Source organism: Bacillus sp. 7884-1 (assembly GCF_002272245.1).
Lineage (GTDB): Bacteria > Bacillota > Bacilli > Bacillales > Cytobacillaceae > Neobacillus.
Window position 1 is genome coordinate 18023 of the sequence record NZ_NPDD01000195.1, and the last position, 17030, is coordinate 35052.

Annotated in this window: 18 protein-coding genes; all 18 read right to left on the bottom strand. The window is 38.4% G+C overall.

What is annotated here, in order from left to right; all coding sequences use genetic code 11:
- Window positions 1–85: 85 nt before the first annotated feature.
- The 18 genes from CHI06_RS21765 to CHI06_RS21850 all read right to left on the bottom strand — a co-directional run bounded on the left by CHI06_RS21765 (window position 86) and on the right by CHI06_RS21850 (window position 16894).
- The gene (locus tag CHI06_RS21765) at window positions 86–478 is read right to left on the bottom strand and encodes an FtsB family cell division protein (protein ID WP_095250669.1); all 393 of its coding nucleotides are present in this window, start codon (window positions 476–478) and stop codon (window positions 86–88) included.
- Window positions 479–492: 14 nt separating this feature from the next.
- On the bottom strand, window positions 493–1125 hold the full coding sequence (yabQ, locus tag CHI06_RS21770) for a spore cortex biosynthesis protein YabQ (protein WP_095250670.1): 633 nt from the start codon (window positions 1123–1125) through the stop codon (window positions 493–495).
- Entirely contained in the window at window positions 1122–1424 is a 303-nt protein-coding gene (gene yabP / locus CHI06_RS21775) for a sporulation protein YabP (RefSeq protein WP_095250671.1), read from the bottom strand. The genes yabQ and yabP overlap by 4 nt, the downstream gene beginning before the upstream one ends.
- A gap of 90 nt (window positions 1425–1514) precedes the next feature.
- Window positions 1515–1784: an RNA-binding S4 domain-containing protein gene (locus CHI06_RS21780; RefSeq protein WP_090767940.1), complete on the bottom strand. Its 270-nt coding sequence runs from the start codon at window positions 1782–1784 to the stop codon at window positions 1515–1517.
- 17 nt (window positions 1785–1801) lie between these two features.
- The gene (gene mazG, locus CHI06_RS21785) at window positions 1802–3262 is read right to left on the bottom strand and encodes a nucleoside triphosphate pyrophosphohydrolase (RefSeq protein ID WP_095250684.1); all 1461 of its coding nucleotides are present in this window, start codon (window positions 3260–3262) and stop codon (window positions 1802–1804) included.
- Window positions 3263–3268: 6 nt separating this feature from the next.
- Complete coding sequence (locus CHI06_RS21790; protein ID WP_095250672.1) at window positions 3269–4891, bottom strand: putative polysaccharide biosynthesis protein; 1623 nt, start codon at window positions 4889–4891, stop codon at window positions 3269–3271.
- A 148-nt stretch (window positions 4892–5039) separates the two neighbouring features.
- Complete coding sequence (spoVT, locus tag CHI06_RS21795) at window positions 5040–5576, bottom strand: stage V sporulation protein T (protein WP_095250673.1); 537 nt, start codon at window positions 5574–5576, stop codon at window positions 5040–5042.
- A 169-nt stretch (window positions 5577–5745) separates the two neighbouring features.
- Entirely contained in the window at window positions 5746–9279 is a 3534-nt protein-coding gene (gene mfd / locus CHI06_RS21800; RefSeq protein WP_095250674.1) for a transcription-repair coupling factor, read from the bottom strand.
- A gap of 110 nt (window positions 9280–9389) precedes the next feature.
- Window positions 9390–9620, bottom strand: a complete 231-nt coding sequence (locus tag CHI06_RS21805; RefSeq protein ID WP_095250675.1) for an anti-sigma-F factor Fin family protein — start codon at window positions 9618–9620, stop codon at window positions 9390–9392.
- A gap of 129 nt (window positions 9621–9749) precedes the next feature.
- Complete coding sequence (pth, locus tag CHI06_RS21810) at window positions 9750–10310, bottom strand: aminoacyl-tRNA hydrolase (protein WP_095250685.1); 561 nt, start codon at window positions 10308–10310, stop codon at window positions 9750–9752.
- A 136-nt stretch (window positions 10311–10446) separates the two neighbouring features.
- Window positions 10447–11082 (bottom strand): 50S ribosomal protein L25/general stress protein Ctc, encoded by a 636-nt coding sequence (locus CHI06_RS21815; RefSeq protein WP_095250676.1) that lies wholly within the window; start codon window positions 11080–11082, stop codon window positions 10447–10449.
- 95 nt (window positions 11083–11177) lie between these two features.
- Window positions 11178–12134 carry a ribose-phosphate diphosphokinase gene (locus CHI06_RS21820; protein WP_095250677.1) on the bottom strand — a complete coding sequence of 319 codons (957 nt, stop codon included), beginning with the start codon at window positions 12132–12134 and terminating at the stop codon, window positions 11178–11180.
- 20 nt (window positions 12135–12154) lie between these two features.
- On the bottom strand, window positions 12155–13528 hold the full coding sequence (gene glmU / locus CHI06_RS21825; protein WP_095250678.1) for a bifunctional UDP-N-acetylglucosamine diphosphorylase/glucosamine-1-phosphate N-acetyltransferase GlmU: 1374 nt from the start codon (window positions 13526–13528) through the stop codon (window positions 12155–12157).
- Window positions 13529–13907: 379 nt separating this feature from the next.
- Window positions 13908–14198, bottom strand: coding sequence for a septation regulator SpoVG (spoVG, locus tag CHI06_RS21830; RefSeq protein WP_003347151.1), 291 nt, complete (start codon window positions 14196–14198; stop codon window positions 13908–13910).
- Between the two features lie 179 nt (window positions 14199–14377).
- Window positions 14378–14752 (bottom strand): RidA family protein, encoded by a 375-nt coding sequence (locus CHI06_RS21835; RefSeq protein WP_095250679.1) that lies wholly within the window; start codon window positions 14750–14752, stop codon window positions 14378–14380.
- Between the two features lies 1 nt (window position 14753).
- On the bottom strand, window positions 14754–15584 hold the full coding sequence (purR, locus tag CHI06_RS21840; RefSeq protein ID WP_095250680.1) for a pur operon repressor: 831 nt from the start codon (window positions 15582–15584) through the stop codon (window positions 14754–14756).
- 55 nt (window positions 15585–15639) lie between these two features.
- Window positions 15640–16509 (bottom strand): 4-(cytidine 5'-diphospho)-2-C-methyl-D-erythritol kinase, encoded by an 870-nt coding sequence (gene ispE, locus CHI06_RS21845; RefSeq protein WP_095250681.1) that lies wholly within the window; start codon window positions 16507–16509, stop codon window positions 15640–15642.
- A 199-nt stretch (window positions 16510–16708) separates the two neighbouring features.
- Window positions 16709–16894, bottom strand: a complete 186-nt coding sequence (locus CHI06_RS21850; protein WP_095250682.1) for a small, acid-soluble spore protein, alpha/beta type — start codon at window positions 16892–16894, stop codon at window positions 16709–16711.
- Window positions 16895–17030: the final 136 nt, after the last annotated feature.

Genomic DNA, 17030 nt, shown 5'->3' on the forward strand with positions numbered 1-17030 from the left:
AAGAATTTTCCTCCTTAAGAAAATAAAAAAATCATACTTAATTTATATTATACAAAATGGGAAAAATAAGTGTCAATAAGACTAGTTATTGGTTGTTTTTACCTTTATTTTCTTCCGGAATATTAAAGATAATTTCACCGTTTTCAGAGAAGAAATATTCTTTTCTAGCAAGTTTAGCAAGGTAATCATCATCATTTAACTTAACGATATCTTCTTTCAGGATTTCCTGCTGTTTTTTTAATTGAGTCATCTGTTGTTCCAGCTGTTTCTTTTGTGCCACTTTTTTATCTAATGTGGAGGACTGGGAAATAAAGCTCGTAATCATTAAATAGGACATCAAAGCAGCGAAAACTAAGAACAAGGATAGCCTTCGGAATAGAAGCTTTCTTTTTCTAGCTGATGCAATTTCTGCGATTTCTTGTTGGTGTACATAAGTGGTTTGTATTTTTGCTATATTCTTATCTCCTACTGAGCTCATTTTCCCTTCCCCCCTTATTTTTTTGGTTTTTTCCACTTTTTCATTAACTTTAGTAAATAATTCTTGATTTCCATAAAAATTCCTGCCGTTTTATTATATAACTTCTCGACGGATTTTTTAATAGTTTTCGGCAAAAGTTTCCATAGAAGTAACACTATTTTTTCAATTGGTACCCAAATTACCCTAAGAACAACCGATAAAATCTTTAAAACAAATTTGACAAGGGAAAAGAGCCCCCTGCCAAGTAAGATGATAATGGAAATAACCAACTGGATTAGACCAAGGACAGGTTTATAGATAAGTAGTTGAAACGCCCTTCTCATAAATCTGTAAATGGCAATTACCGTATTAATTATGAATTCAAGCAACCTTAGATAAATACCTTTAAATAAACTTTGATAGGCAGCAAAACCACAAAGGAGGGCAACAAAAATGTAGAAACGTAATTCTCCATTGTTCACAAGGAATAAGATATAAAAGATAATCAGTGCTTGAATGACCCAAAATAACAAGTCATTAAAAAAAACAATCCATGACTTTCGATTAGGGCGATCTAAGAAACGCTGATAGGTATCAAACATTACACCAAACAGCGACCCCATCCCAATCATCGAAAGCATGGTGAGGAATTGAGTGGAGAGGGTCATCGGAATAACTTACTAAAGAAACCTTTAGCTTTCTCCCCATGCTGTTCGTCTAGGTAAACTAAATCGAATATCTTTCCCTTAATGGAGACAATTCCTTTTTCCACATCCAAGTTTTTCATTTGAAGATTTTGCCCTTTGATTGCTAAAAAACCCATTGAGGTTTCTAATAAGAACTCCTCATTATCAAAGCTTTCTACTTGTTTAACACCTGTTATATCGAGGAGTTTCCTTCCTCTCATGATGACATCATGCTCTGGAACAGTGCTTTTGACAGGGTTTGTTTCATAATATTGGCTCATTATTCATCCCTCACAATCATTTGAACAACCTTTAGTACATTTTTATGTAAAGGGCAAATGAATTAGAACAAGCCTTTATAGTTGTTACACTTAGAACTGTGATTCCCCGATTCTTTCATCTTTGATAATCGTGTACATTTCAGCAGCAGCTTCTTTTCGAGTGGTATCTTGAATCTGATCAATTCTTGCTGTAACCAGTCTTTGTCCAAGACGGATTGTCAGCTCATCACCAACTTTAACCGTTGAACTAGCTTTTGCTTCTTTCCCATTTATGAGAATTCTTCCCTGATCGGATACTTCTTTTGCCAATGTTCTTCTTTTGATTAATCTTGATACCTTTAAATACTTATCTAGTCTCATTCAATAGTCCCCCATTTCTATAATCCCTTTAATTTCGCTTCATCCCAAAACCGATCTAGCTCCTCTAAGGAATGGTCCTCTATCGGCTTTTTGCTTTCCATTACTTTTTCTTCAATATAACGAAACCTTCTAATAAACTTTTCATTGGTTTCAAATAATGCTTCTTCGGGATGAATTTTTAAAAATCTTGCTACATTAACGAAGGCAAACAGGATATCGCCAAATTCTTTTTTTGCGTCTATAAGGCTTTCTTTGTTTATCTCATTCTCAAATTCCACTAGCTCTTCTTTCACTTTCTCTAAAGCTGGTGTTATTTCCTGCCAATCAAAGCCAACTTTCGCCGCTTTCTTCTGAATTTCGTAAGCTCTTAATAAATTCGGCATTGATTTGGAAACACCATCAAGAAGAGAGGCTTCTGTCTCTCCTTTTTCCTGCTTCTTTATTTCCTGCCAGTTTCGAAGGACTTCTTCTGAATCCTCAACTACTTTATTTCCAAAGACATGTGGGTGTCTGCGAATCATTTTTGCAGAGATTCCCTCTATCACATCTTCGATTGCAAAATAACCTTCATCCTCCCCAATCTGGGAGTGGAGCATCACTTGGAGCAAGACATCACCAAGTTCTTCGACTAAATGGTCAATATCCCCGCTATCGATTGCTTCAATTACTTCATACGTCTCTTCAATTAGATATTTCTTCAAGGATTCATGTGTTTGTTCCTTATCCCATGGACAGCCATTTGGGCCTCTTAATACTGCTATTATCTCTCGCAGCTTAGAAAAGGTTTTCAACATAATTTGTTCATCCTGTACGGGAGGAACATAGACAGAAGTAAGGTTATCAAGAGTTACCTTTCGATCCAATTCATACAAAGGTACCCGCTCAAGTCGTTCATTGCTGCTTCCTGCTGCAGAAACAATGACCACTTCATAATCATCAGGAAGTCTTTCCATAAGCGTCAGCTTAATATTAGAGGCTACAAACTGATCATAAACCTGACTGATAAACATATGCTGGTTGATTTGCAGCTGGTGGGATTGAAGGGCGGTTCCATCAAGAAGTTGGAAACCGTCCACTGGATCTATTTTTAATGATTGAAAGAGAGCATCAACAAAGCTTTGACCTCCACCTATGATGATATCGATATCGTCTTTAGGTCCATATTCCAAAAGTAACTGGACAGTCCGCTCGGCAACAAGTGGATGACCAGGCACTGCATAAATCACCTGTTCCCCGTTTGCTTTTTGCAATAAGGTTTGGACAATCTCCTGATATACTTCCTCAAATTGGTCATGCTTTTCATAGATGGAATCAAAGGATGTATAGTTCAGTCCTTCTTGAACTAATTCATCCACAACAGGATGTTCTTTCGTCCTTAAATAAACATGTTTTGCACTCTTTAATTTTTTGTAAACACCATAGGGTAGCTGTTCAAGGTCGCCCGCCCCCAAACCGAGTATTTCAATTGATTTGCCCATCATCTTTTAACTCCTATTCTTCTTAGGTAATAAAAGGCTTAATTTGCTGCCGAAAGGAAATAGTGATAGTTCTTTTTCTAAAAATACTCCTCCTCTAATAATAATAAATAAGAAAAGGAAGCCTCCCAAAAAAGCACACCCTAAAGCCTGGATGGCTGCCATTAATCTTTCGGTACCGTCCGGTATTGTAATCGTATTGGTTAAGGCTAGGCAGCCTTTTAATAGTAATATCATCAATAATGCTGCTGTCAAAAGTGTTCCTAGAAAGTGAACCGTCAGCACCGTACTGGACTGCAGCCTTTTAAATTTTACATATAATAGCAAACAAACCAAGGCCAAAGTGATTAAGGTAGCGAAAGCCGCCCCCATTGTTCCAAATATCGGAACAAATAAAGCATTAAGAATATACTTTAAAGGAAAGGTTGCTAGAACAACAGCAGCTGGAAAAAGTAATGATCCCAGCCCCTGCATAATGGCTATAATCGTTGTAATAATGGAGCTAAGGAGAATCACAAAACTTAATATTCCTAATACTGACGAGCCTGAGTTATCCTCAAATAACATGATATTGACTGGTTCAATAATGGCCCAAAGACCTACAGATGCTCCGACCCCAATGACGATACTTATCCGAATGGCCAACTGAATTTTATCCTGTAAGAATGAAATATCTTTTTTTATTCTTGCACTTGTAATCAACGGTACGAGAGATAAGGACATCGAAGCAGAAACAATGGTTCCTAATTGAATTAATGGCTGCCCGCGGTCGAATACTCCCTTTACTGCCTTTGCCATATCCTTATCATTTCCGTTTTCTGTAAGTAACGAATATAGGTTCATGGCATCTGCCATTTGTATAAAAATCATTAGCATTCCACTAATACAGATTGTTAGGCCTTGAAAGGCGAGGGTTTTAAAAATAACACTAACCTCTCGTTGATAACCTTTAAGCATCCCTTTTCTTGGAGCAATTATCCTCCATTCTTTACGTATATAAAGGAATGTAAACAAAATAATCGCTGATATCATCATTCCTGTAATCGACCCAAACATGGCACCGCCGCCGATAAGATAAAGTGAATATCCAAACTGCGTGAGACTATAGGCAAAGAAGAGAATCGTAAAGGCTCTTATTAATTGTTCGCCAACCTGTGATAATGCAGTGGGCAGCATATCTCCTTTTCCCTGGAAGTAGCCTCTTAAGATAGATACAATCGGAAAAAGTAAAAAAACAATCGAAACAACTTTTAGTAAGATGGCCAACTTCTCATCATTCATCCAGCTTGCAATATAACCAGCACCAAAGTAAAGGATAAGGAAACATAAAAGTCCAAATAACTGCAGGATAATAAATGAGATGAATAAAAGTCTTCTTGTTTTCTCGGGATCTCTTTTTTCTCTTTGCTCTGCGTACAGTTTAGAGATAACAACCGGAAAACCTGTTGTTGCGAGCACAATGGCAAGACCATAGAACGGATAAACCTGCTGATATATGTAAAAGCCAACATCCCCGACAATATTTTGAAACGGAATCCGATAAACAGCACTTAGAATTTTTGTTATCAGTGCTGCAAGTGCTAAAATGAAAGCCCCTCTAAAAAGAGCCTTCGATTGATTTACGGGCTTCATTTCCTATCTCCTAACTAACTAAACTCCAAAGTATTATATCATAGAATAAAAAGCGAAAACGCCGTAATCGGGAGCTGAGGCTTGATTACAAGGCAAATAAAAAAGACAGCTTTTGCTGTCTCTTTTATTTGTGAAAATATTATTAGTTCTAAGATTCCATTTGTCTTGCTAAAAATCCAGCAGCGGTTTCAACAGCTTTTTTCTCGACTTCACCAAGTGTACCTTCTTTTGCATAAATAATAACAGCTCCAATTGGGTCACCATTTGCAATGATTGGTCCAATTGTATAAGATGAGATGGTTTCATCATTCCCATCCGCTAAGGCAATATCACCTTGCTGTGTAACTAAAACTGAATTACGGTCTTCCATTGTTTTTTCCACTAAATCGCTTATATTTTTATTTAAATAATCCTTTTTAGAACTTCCTGCTAACGCAATATAACTATCTCTATCACAAATTAATACTGGGTTTCCGAGGCTGTCAAATAGAGCTTCTGCGTATTCTTTGGCAAAATCGCTTAACTCGCTGATTGGTGAATACTTCTTTAAGATTACTTCTCCATCTCGATCAACAAAGATCTCTAACGGATCCCCCTCACGGATACGCAGAGTCCTGCGTATTTCTTTGGGAATGACAACACGACCCAAATCATCGATTCGACGAACTATTCCAGTTGCTTTCATCCAATGTTGCCTCACTTTCATCTGATGATTTAACTAACTTGGTAATGATATTCTTTCCTTTTGTAGGAATCATCACCAACTTTGAACTTAGTATCTTTCATCTGGAAAGTTCTATACACATTCGCAATATTTTTTCACAAACAGGAAAATAATCCCATTATAATAATAGTTAAACAGGGTTCTTTTGACCCTTTTTCGCTGCTTGAAGACCTTTAATCATTTCAAATGCTACATTTATCCAGTATGCTGGCTCTAATCCTTTAATTTGCAGGGTCATTTTAAGCTTCTGACCTTCCATTCCCAGCCCAATCATTCGTGGATATTTACTGCTGATAGCAAATACCTTTTGTCCGTCAATCGTACTGCTGGCTTGTTCATTTACGATAATGCTTACTTCCTGTTTTGCTTGCTTTATGATTTCGACACCCGCAAGCAGTGCATAAATTTTCATTTCTGCCACTTGGAATAGATAATCGACTTCTTCAGGATATTCTCCAAAACGATCGAGCATTTCCGCTTGAAGCTCCTCAATATCCTCTAATGTTAGCAAACCTCTAAATCGCTTATACATTTCAATTTTTTGATGGCCATCTTTAATGTAGGTATCAGGAATATAAGCATCTATTTCTAAGTCAATTTCAACAGTTGCCTTTTTCTCAGCATTCAAGTCGCCTCTTCTTTCTTCAATTGCCTCTTTCAGCATTTGCGAATAAAGATCAAATCCTACTGAGTCAATAAATCCATGCTGCTGCGCCCCTAGTAAATTACCAGCTCCCCTAATTGATAAGTCACGCATAGCAATTTTGAAACCAGAACCAAGTTCAGTAAATTCCTTAATAGCCTGGAGACGCTTTTCTGCCACTTCAGTTAATACTTTATCCTTTCGGTGCGTGAAATAAGCATACGCAACACGATTTGACCTTCCAACACGGCCCCTCAGCTGATAAAGCTGAGAAAGTCCCATTCTATCAGCATCATAGACAATCAGCGTGTTTACATTCGGAATATCTACCCCTGTTTCGATGATGGTTGTGCTGACCAACACATCAAACTCTCCCGATAGAAAGCTGAGCATGACGGATTCTAATTCATTTTCTGACATTTGCCCATGAGCGAAAGTAACTCTTGCATCAGGAACAAGCATAGATATTTCTTCTGCCTTACGCTCAATATCCTCTACTCTGTTATATAAAAAGTATACTTGTCCGTCACGTGCTAACTCCCTTTCAATCGCCTCTCTGACAAGCGATCCATTGTACTCCATCACATAAGTTTGTACAGGAAAACGGTTCTCAGGCGGTGTCTCAATAACCGATAAATCGCGAACGCCAAGCATGGACATATGCAGCGTTCTCGGGATTGGGGTTGCTGTCAATGTTAAAACATCAATATTTGTCTTTAATCTTTTAATTTTTTCTTTATGGGTCACCCCAAATCTTTGCTCTTCATCGATAATTAATAAACCTAAATCACGATAAATGATATCCTTTGAAAGAATACGGTGTGTTCCAACGACCACATCGACCGTTCCTGCCTTTAATCCTTTGATGGTTTCGGTTTGTTGCTTTTTCGAGCGGAAGCGACTTAACAGACCAATATTGATTGGGTAGTCTTGGAATCTTTCTCTCATCGTTTCATAGTGCTGCTGTGCTAAGATCGTTGTAGGTACAAGGAGTGCGACTTGCTTGCCATCTGCTATCGCTTTGAAGGCGGCTCGAATGGCTACCTCCGTTTTTCCATAACCCACGTCTCCACAAAGCAAGCGGTCCATTGGTCTAGCTCTTTCCATATCGATCTTAATTTCATGAATGGAGCGAAGCTGATCTTCCGTTTCTTGGTACGCAAAAGCGGTTTCAAACTCCCTTTGCATATCCCCATCCGGAGAAAAGGCATAACCAACGGCTGCTTCACGTTCTGCATAAAGCTTAATTAAATCATCCGCAATGTCTTGAACAGAGGATTGAACTTTCTTTTTTACCTTTTTCCAATCACTGCCGCCCAGTTTATAAATTTTCGGCTCTTTTCCTTCGGAAGCCACATACTTTTGAACAAGGTCTATTTGTTCGACAGGAACATAAAGCTTATCCGTCCCATGATAGCGGAGGTGGAGATAATCCTTATGAACACCGTTAATAACGAGAGTTTCAATTCCTAAGTATTTTCCTATTCCATGATTAACATGGACAACATAATCGCCAATTTTAAGTTCGGAATAACTCTTAATCCTTTCAGCATTTGAGAGCTTTTGTCTGTTGGCAGACTTTTTGACACGTTTTGTAAAAAGCTCCTCTTCCGTAATGACAGCTATCTTCTGAATGGAAAGCTCAAATCCAGTTTGCAGGTTCCCCTTCATAATCTGCACTTTTCCAGGTAAAAGCTGCTGATCGCTTCGTGAAATAGAAGCTTCTATTTCATAATCCTCTAAAACTCGCTCTAATTTTTTAACTCTATCATCATCTGCACCTAAAAAGAGAATGGAGTAATTTCCTTTTTTCCACCTGTCAACTTCTGCTTTTAGTAGATGCATTTGACCATGGAAATTCTGCATTTGTTTACAAGAAACATTAATGATATTTTGCGGACTCGTATTTGCAACATGGCGTAAAAACAAACTCATATAAAGAATCGGAAACTCTTTTTTATGAAGTAAATTCGGTAAGTCATGGGAAATAGTCAAATCATGAATAATTTGACCCTCCCCTAAGAGAGCAGTATACCATTCCGCCTCTTCTTTAATTAATGAGTCATTCATCTCTTGAACCCGGCTTATTTCATCAATAAATACCATTCCATCGCGCGGGAGATAGTCTAGTAAACTACTATCGCCTTCATATGCAAGTGAAAGATATTTAAATACCTGGTCTGGTTTGTGGCCATTTTTTAGCTGTTCGAGCTCAAAACTTATATTTTGTGAGAGCTGTATCTTTGCTTTATCGTCCTTTAATTTTCTAAGACTTTTACCCAGCCCATCCTCAAGCTTTCCAATTAACCTGCTATAATCCTCTGCTTCAAAAAGGACTTCTGTTGCAGGACCAATCAAAACTTCAGCTGTTTTCTCGATAGAACGCTGGTCTTCTAAGGAAAAGTAGCGGATTGAATCAATCTCTGTATCAAATAATTCAATTCTTATAGGATTACTGACAGTAAGCGGATAAATATCAATAATCCCGCCCCTTATACTAAACTCTCCTGGTGTTGACACCATTTCGGACCGAACATATCCCATCTTAACAAAAGTATTGAGGACCTTTGTAACATCTAAATCATCGCCTAGTTTAAACGACAGCTGATACTTTTTCCACAAAGATTTTGGCGGAATGACCTTTCTTAGCCCAGCAGCAGGAACGATAATAATTCCTTTGTCCCTTTTACTCAAATGGTTTAAGGCTTCGATTCTTTGTGCCTTTAACTCTGGACTGGCAATACTCATCTCAGCTGCAATTAATTCATTGGCAGGAAATAGAAAAACATCATCCTCACTTAATAGATTTACAATATCGTCATAGAGTTTTTGTGCTTGCAATAGATTATGGGTGATAAAGAGAATCGGTCTTTTCATCTGCTCATAAATAGCAGCCGTTAGTACCGTCCTTGATGAACCCGATAATCCAGCAATTAGCTGCTCTTTCAAGCCTTCCTGAACTCCAGATATGATGGAGTTGACATCTTCCTGATCTAGAAATAATGATTTTAAGCCTTTCAAAAGCTCGTTCCTCCTCTCTTTGAATCTTTTCTTCGTATTCAGACTATATTAACTTTATTTTTAGTGTTTATTAAAAATAGAAAAATGCTTTGGAGTGCTTCCAAAGCTGATTAATGAATGAGGAAATCATATTGGTGATAATCTGGATTTCTTTCTAATGCCTCCTGACAATCCTCACAAATGGCTGTAATATGAATATTCCCAGTCACGTCATATGCGACCATCTCTTGCCTTTCCTGTTCCGTTAATTTATGAAGGCCGAGTGCTTCACTGTGTATCGATGACTGTTCAATGGAACCTAAATTTGTACCGCAATGCCGGCAATGGTAATGAATGGCCACTTAGGTACCCTCCCTATTCTACTATTGTTAATAGTATTTACGTAGAAAGGGTAAGTTATTCATTCGTTTTCATTACAAAAAAGGAGAATTAGTTTATTTTATGAAAGGAAAGGTTGTCCCATGAACTTTTTACTGATTATATTCGTTCATCACCTGTATAAAGGGCTTTTCTAACCATGTTTTACATGCCTCAGCACTCTTTTGTACTGACTCTTTTGTTAATCCCCATTCAACTTCGTGAAAGCGCCCCAGTACATAATCTGGAACCTTCATCCCATTCCTCGGCCGATCAATTCCAATTCTGATTCTGTTAAATTCCTGCGTTCCAAGATGTGCTACAGTGGACTTGATTCCATTATGACCGCCAGCACTTCCTTTTTGACGGAGCCTGATTTTCCCCACCGGCAGATCAAGATCATCATAGATAATGACTAAATCTTCTAGATCAATTTCATAATAGTCCATTATCGCTCTAATGGATTCTCCAGACAGATTCATATAAGTCAGTGGTTTTAGTAAAATTACTTTTTCACCATTATGAAAACCCATTCCATACAGCCCTTTAAATTTTGATTGATTTAAAGGAATATTTAATTTATCTGCAAGCTCGTCAATGACTTCAAACCCAATATTATGTCTCGTTTTTTCATACTGTTTCCCAGGGTTTCCTAAACCAACGATTAATTTCATTTTTTCCCTCTCTTTCGGCTCAGTCCACCTGTTAAATAATTTTCGGAGCATCCTATTCTCTCCCACTTAATAATACGTCTTTTTTGTGACAAATGCGACAAAAGACGTAACCATGTTTAGGTTACGTCTGTATTTCTTATTCCCCTACTGGATTAGTTTCTCTGCCTTCTTCGTTATCAGGGTGGCCGCCTTCTTGCTGCTCACCTGCATTAATTTCCTCTTCTTGTCGAGGAGGAAGGATACTTGCGATTACTTCATCTTCCTCATGATTGATCGTAAACGATCCCTGATATAGGATATCGGAAACCTTCATGGTTTCACCAACCTGAAGGTTCGTTACATCCACTTCAATTTGCTGTGGTATCTCATCAGGAGTGGAAGTAATCGATAGTTCATGTACAGGCTGCTGCAGGACCCCGCCATCCTTAACTCCAGCTGCATCACCCGTTAGGACGAGTCGTACCGTTACATGAATTTTGGAGGATTTATCAACGGCAAGAAAATCAACATGAATGATTTCTTTTTTAATAAAATCCTCTTGGTAATCAGATAAAACAACATCATGCCTGCTTCCGTCAACGTCAAGAGAAATAACGCCATTCCTGCCTACTAATCGGATGGTTTTTGTTAAATCCGCCGAGCTGACAGAAACCGGTTTGCTTTCTACCTTCCTGCCATAAATGACAGCAGGAATATTTCCAGTTTCTCTAATTTTCCTTAATTCCGAACTGCGAAGTTCCTTACGTTCCTTTGCTTGTAAAACCGTACTCATATGTTAGTCACCTTCCTAGTTTTGTTCTTAACTGTCTATATAAAATTTCCCCAAAACAGGAAGGTCTAAACCATTTTTTTGTACAAAAGCAAGAATCAATCGAATAATGTACTTACAGATTGTTCTTCGTGGACACGGATAATCGCTTCTCCAAGTAGTGGTGCTACAGAAAGTTGAATAATTTTATCAGTCTTTTTTTCTTCTGGTATAGAAATAGAATTTGTGATAACTAATTCCTTAATTTTTGAATTTTGAATTCGATCCATCGCCGGTCCAGATAAAACAGGATGTGTACAGCATGCGTACACTTCAGAAGCACCGTTCTCGACTAAAGCGTTGGCTGCTAAAGTTATAGTTCCCGCTGTATCGATAATATCATCAATTAGGATAGCAATTTTTCCTTCAATGTTACCAACAATATTCATAACCTCAGCAACATTGGGTCTTGGACGGCGTTTGTCAATAATCGCAATTGGGGCTTTTAAACGTTCTGCTAATTTTCTAGCTCTCGTTACTCCGCCATGATCAGGTGAAACAATGACAATGTCACCTTTAAAATTTCTCTTTTGGAAATAATCAGCCAAAATAGGAACACCCATTAAGTGATCAGTTGGAATTTCAAAGAAGCCTTGAATCTGCGGTGCGTGTAAGTCTAAGCAGATAATACGGGTTGCACCTGCTGTTTCAAGCAGGTTAGCCACTAACTTAGCTGTAATCGGCTCACGTGCACGTGCTTTACGGTCCTGGCGGGCATAGCCATAGTATGGCATAACAATATTAATTGTTTTAGCAGAGGCCCTTTTTAGAGCATCAATCATAATTAGTACTTCCATAAGATTTTCATTGACTGGAGAACTAGTCGATTGTATAACATACACATCACAACCGCGGATACTTTCTTCGATATTAATTTGGATTTCTCCATCACTAAATCTTGTTACAGAAGTTTTTCCTAATTCCACACCGATAACCTTAGCAATCTCTCTTGCTAACGGTAGATTTGAATTCAGACTGAATACCTTTAAGTTTGGATCTAAGTATTGATTCGACATAATGCCCTCCAATATTCTACCTATTTTTTCACATTAAGCTTATCGACATAATTTTCTTTGTTTACCTGCTGTGAACGTGCAATGGACAATGCATTTCCAGGTACATCCTTTGTTATCGTTGAACCCGCAGCTACATAAGCTCCTTTTCCAACGGTAACAGGAGCAACTAAATTGGAATTACAGCCAATAAATACTCCATCCTCAATCTTTGTTAAGAATTTATTTTTACCATCATAGTTAACTGTTATTGAGCCACAGCCGATATTTACATCACTTCCAACCTCAGCATCACCGATATAGCTTAGATGCGAAGCCTTACTTCCCTTACCGAAAACTGCCTTCTTAATTTCAACAAAGTTTCCAATTTTCACTTCATCACTAATAGCTGAATCTGGTCTAATATGTGCAAAGGGCCCTATATTAACGAGAGATCCAATACTACTATTATAGGCCGCGGATTGACGGATTACCGTTTCATTTCCAACCTCACAAGTATCAATTTCTGAGTTTGGCCCGATTTGGCATTCTGCTCCAATCACGGTCCTGCCTTTTAGAATCGTACCAGGAAGGATAATGGTATCCTGCCCAATTACAACATCTGCTTCGATGTATGTATTCGCAGGATCAATAATGGTAACTCCATTTCGCATATGACTTTCGTTTATCCGGCTGCGCATAATTCTTTCTGCTTCAGCCAAAGCAACTCTGTCGTTTACCCCGAGAGTCTCTTCTAAATCATTTGTTTGGAAAGCCGTAACTACTTCTCCCTGATTCTTCAGAATTTCTACGACATCCGGCAGATAATATTCACCTTGAACATTATCATTTGAAACCTTCTTTAAAGCTTCAAACAAGGCAGCATTATCAAAGCAGTAGGTTCCTGTATTGATTTCATTTATTTCTCGCTCTGCCTCTGTTGCGTCTTTATGCTCAACGATTTTCTCAACAAAACCCTTTTCATTTCGAATGATCCGACCATATCCTGTCGGGTCATCAATCCTTGCTGTAAGAATTGTTGCTTTCGCTGAGAGTTCTCTATGATGTTTAAATAGTGACTCCATCGTTTCTGCCTTAATTAGAGGAGTGTCACCACAGACCACAATGGTAATTCCTTCTTTCCCCTCTAAGCTCTCTTGTGCCTGCATTACGGCATGTGCAGTCCCAAGCTGCTCTGCTTGAAGGGCATAATGGCTTTCTTCCCCTAATTGTCCTTTTACCTTTTCAGCTCCATGGCCAATTACGGTAACCATTTCTTGAATGTTTAGCTTCTTCACTTGGTCCACTACATGTTGAACCATCGGCTTACCGCATACAGGATGTAATACTTTATAAAGCTTTGACTTCATCCGAGTACCTTGTCCTGCGGCCAAAATCACAGCATAACGATTATGCATGAACAGTCCTCCAATTTACCTTTTTATCCATGGCTCTTTTCTCAATTGTTGTTGCTTTTCGAAATAAGATACAATTAATTGAGCATTATTTTCATATGAAAAGCTTTCACTTTATGAGAAAGAGCCTGTATACTTCGTTCTAAATCTCAAAATAGCTTATTCCACGTTAAAATCAGCTTTAAGATTTTAACAAACATCTTTTATAAAACAGCCTTATCCATTAAAAATATTAACGTAATTAGTCAGTCTTTTCAAGGAATGTAAGAAAAGTGTCCGAATTTGTTATTTTGAAAAAATTAGTGAAGGAATGATAGAGGAGATAGGGAGGAATAAAAAAAGAGCACTACTTATGTAGTAGGCTCTAGTTGAATAGTTCTTTCTAGGAAGCTCCGGCTTCTTCAAATTCTACTTCTAATTCACCTAAACGATGATACTCAGCCAAAACAGCCTCTTGAATTTTACCGCGTGTCCCTGAGTTGATTGGATGCGCAATATCACGAAATTCTCCGTCTGGAGTACGTTTACTTGGCATTGCGACAAATAAACCATTGTTTCCGTCAATAACGCGGATGTCATGAACAACGAATTCATTGTCTAATGTAATTGATGCAATCGCTCTCATACGACCATCCGTGTTAACACGGCGTAATCTTACGTCTGTTACTTCCATGTGCTCACACCCTTTTCTTATGTTAAAAAGCTAGTGTTATTAATTCAACAGGGAATCTAGTAAATCCTTCTTTTATATTAATTTTTTTGAAAATATTTTAGGCAAAATAGTGAACATTTTTAAAAGTCAGATATATTAATATTATTCATAGTGTGAAAATGACAAAAAAACGCTCGTGATTATTTCACGAGCGCAATTACTTCAATTTCAACCAAAGCATCTTTTGGTAACCGTGCTACCTCAACACAAGAACGCGCTGGTTTATTCGTTGAAAAATATTCACCATATACTTCGTTTATCAAAGCAAAGTCATCCATACTTTTAATAAAGACCGTCGCCTTAACAACGGTATCAAAAGACGCCCCTGCTGCTGAAAGCACTGCCGCCAAATTTTTAAAAACTTGGTGAGTTTGTTCCTTTATGCCGCCTTCAATCATTACGCCCTCAGCTGTTAACGGGATTTGCCCTGAGCTATAAAAAAGATTGTTAACAATCATTCCTTGGGAATAGGGTCCGATCGCTGCAGGTGCTTGGGTGGTTTGAACAACTTTCATATTATTCCTCCGTTCTGCGTTTAAAGTAGTTTCCTTCTGTAACCTGAATCCTTTTTTCTTTTACATCAACATCCGTCAGTTTAACAAGTGATTTGTATTCATCGACGAGACGTTCTTCAATTTTCTCAGCTTCAACCAAGACAGCAATTCCAGCTACTTGAGCATTAAATTCCTCTAGTAAACTGATCATTCCATTTACGGTTCCGCCAGCTTTCATAAAGTCATCGACAACTAGCACCTTCGACCCTTGTGCCAAGCTCCTTTTTGAGAGCACCATTGTTTGGATTCTCTTTGCTGATCCAGAAACATAGTTGATACTAACAGTTGGGCCCTCGGTGACCTTATTATCTCTTCTTACAATGACAACAGGTGTATTTAACTGACTCGCGACAGCATAAGCAAGAGGAATTCCCTTTGTTGCTACGGTCATGACCACATCAATCTTCGTATTCACATAGGCTGATGCAATAATCCGGCCGGCTTTTTGAACAATGGCTGGATCACCTAAAATATCAGTTAAATATAAATATCCCCCAGGTAAAAGGCGGTCTGGGTGTGCAATTAACGAACATAATTCATTTACAAATGGCCTTGCCTCATCATCACTGACATTTACAAAAAATTTAACTCCACCCGCTGCCCCAGGTACCGTTTGTAAGGTCCCAATACCTCTTTGTTCGAAGGTCTCTTTCACGATTGCTAGGTCTTCACTGATAGAAGATTTCGCAGAAGAGTAACGTTCAGCAAAGAAGGTAAGCGGTACAAGCTGGCGTGGATGGTCAAGTAAATAGCTTGTCATATCAATCAATCGTTCACTGCGGCGAAACTTCATAACAATCCCCCAAAAGACGAATATTCTATATATAGAATATCACTATTGTCCGTTTTTAATCAAGAGTGTGTCGTTCTCCAAGCATTCTTACAGCAAAGACCTGATCACAAAAACCCCTTAGACCATTATATATCCGATGCATTCTCGAATCGTGCTGAACAATTCCAAAAACGGTTGGACCGCTTCCGCTCATCAAAACAGCATCCGCACCGAAACGCTTCATTTGCTCCTTGATTTGTGCTACCTCCGGATGAAGCTTTAATGTTACATCCTCTAAGACATTTCCGACCTGATCACAAACGCTTTGATAATCATTGTTTTCAATTGCCTTGACCATTTCGTTAATATTTGGATGCTCCATTCCGTTTAAATCTAGTCGCCGATAAACTTCGGCGGTTGAAACACCAATAAAAGGTTTCGCTAGAATAACCCAGCATGTTGGCGGTGCAGGAAGGTCTGTAATCATTTCCCCTCTGCCTCTGGCTAAAGCAGTCCCACCATACACACAAAAGGACACATCCGAGCCTATTTCAGATCCAAGATTGGCTAACTCGTCCAATGTTAAACCAAGCTCCCAAAGTTTATTAAGCCCCCTTAGAGTTGCAGCAGCATCACTGCTTCCTCCAGCCAGCCCAGCCGCAACAGGGATTGTTTTTTCAATTGTTATTTGCACACCTTTTTTAACTTGATATCGGTCCTTCAGCAATTGAGCCGCTTGAAAGGCTAGATTCCTTTGATCGTCAGGAACATAGCGGTTATGGGAAAGAATATGTATTTTGTCCTGCTCTAACAATGTCAACTCAACTCGGTCCGCCAAATCAATCGTCGTCATGATCATTTCAACCTCATGAAAACCATCAGGACGCTTATACAAAACATCCAAGGCTAAATTAATTTTGGCTGGTGCTTTTACTAAAAGCTTCACTAACGCCCACCTACACTTCTATATCGATCATATATTTTTTCCTATTTTACCACAAAACTTCAAATAGGAAAAAAGTCAAGCGATAATATTTAAAGGCCAGGGGCTTTCTTCCCCCTGACCTTACCGTGGTGTCTGATTTGTTTAAACATTGAGAAGCAAGTGCGGCTTAGTAAAGCGTAAACATTCTGAACTACTTCTATTACGTGTTCCTATTGTTTTTCATTAGCTGCTCTGAAGCGAGTTCGACTGCTCTTTTCACCATATTTCCTGCATCCTTTGCTCGTATGCCGCCCCAACCCTCTTTTTGGACGACATCGTAAAATCCAAGTTCTTTCGCAAGTTCCTCTTTAAACTGTGTAGACATAACACCTCTTCTTCTTGCCATCTAAACAACCCCTTTTATCCACTCACGGCATTATTAGTATGTTATTTAGAAAGTATTTCATTAATTTATTTGAAATGACTGTGTTATTAAGGTCTGTTGATTTGTGCTCCACTAAGGAAAGCTTCTTTGAATAATC

Coding starts and splice junctions, on each gene's coding strand:
- CHI06_RS21765 (WP_095250669.1), bottom strand. CDS start 478: ATGAGCTCAGTAGGAGATAAGAATATAGCAAAAATACAAACCACTTAT.
- yabQ (WP_095250670.1), bottom strand. CDS start 1,125: ATGACCCTCTCCACTCAATTCCTCACCATGCTTTCGATGATTGGGATG.
- yabP (WP_095250671.1), bottom strand. CDS start 1,424: ATGAGCCAATATTATGAAACAAACCCTGTCAAAAGCACTGTTCCAGAG.
- CHI06_RS21780 (WP_090767940.1), bottom strand. CDS start 1,784: ATGAGACTAGATAAGTATTTAAAGGTATCAAGATTAATCAAAAGAAGA.
- mazG (WP_095250684.1), bottom strand. CDS start 3,262: ATGGGCAAATCAATTGAAATACTCGGTTTGGGGGCGGGCGACCTTGAA.
- CHI06_RS21790 (WP_095250672.1), bottom strand. CDS start 4,891: ATGAAGCCCGTAAATCAATCGAAGGCTCTTTTTAGAGGGGCTTTCATT.
- spoVT (WP_095250673.1), bottom strand. CDS start 5,576: ATGAAAGCAACTGGAATAGTTCGTCGAATCGATGATTTGGGTCGTGTT.
- pth (WP_095250685.1), bottom strand. CDS start 10,310: ATGAAATTAATCGTTGGTTTAGGAAACCCTGGGAAACAGTATGAAAAA.
- CHI06_RS21815 (WP_095250676.1), bottom strand. CDS start 11,082: ATGAGTACGGTTTTACAAGCAAAGGAACGTAAGGAACTTCGCAGTTCG.
- CHI06_RS21820 (WP_095250677.1), bottom strand. CDS start 12,134: ATGTCGAATCAATACTTAGATCCAAACTTAAAGGTATTCAGTCTGAAT.
- glmU (WP_095250678.1), bottom strand. CDS start 13,528: ATGCATAATCGTTATGCTGTGATTTTGGCCGCAGGACAAGGTACTCGG.
- spoVG (WP_003347151.1), bottom strand. CDS start 14,198: ATGGAAGTAACAGACGTAAGATTACGCCGTGTTAACACGGATGGTCGT.
- CHI06_RS21835 (WP_095250679.1), bottom strand. CDS start 14,752: ATGAAAGTTGTTCAAACCACCCAAGCACCTGCAGCGATCGGACCCTAT.
- purR (WP_095250680.1), bottom strand. CDS start 15,584: ATGAAGTTTCGCCGCAGTGAACGATTGATTGATATGACAAGCTATTTA.
- CHI06_RS21850 (WP_095250682.1), bottom strand. CDS start 16,894: ATGGCAAGAAGAAGAGGTGTTATGTCTACACAGTTTAAAGAGGAACTT.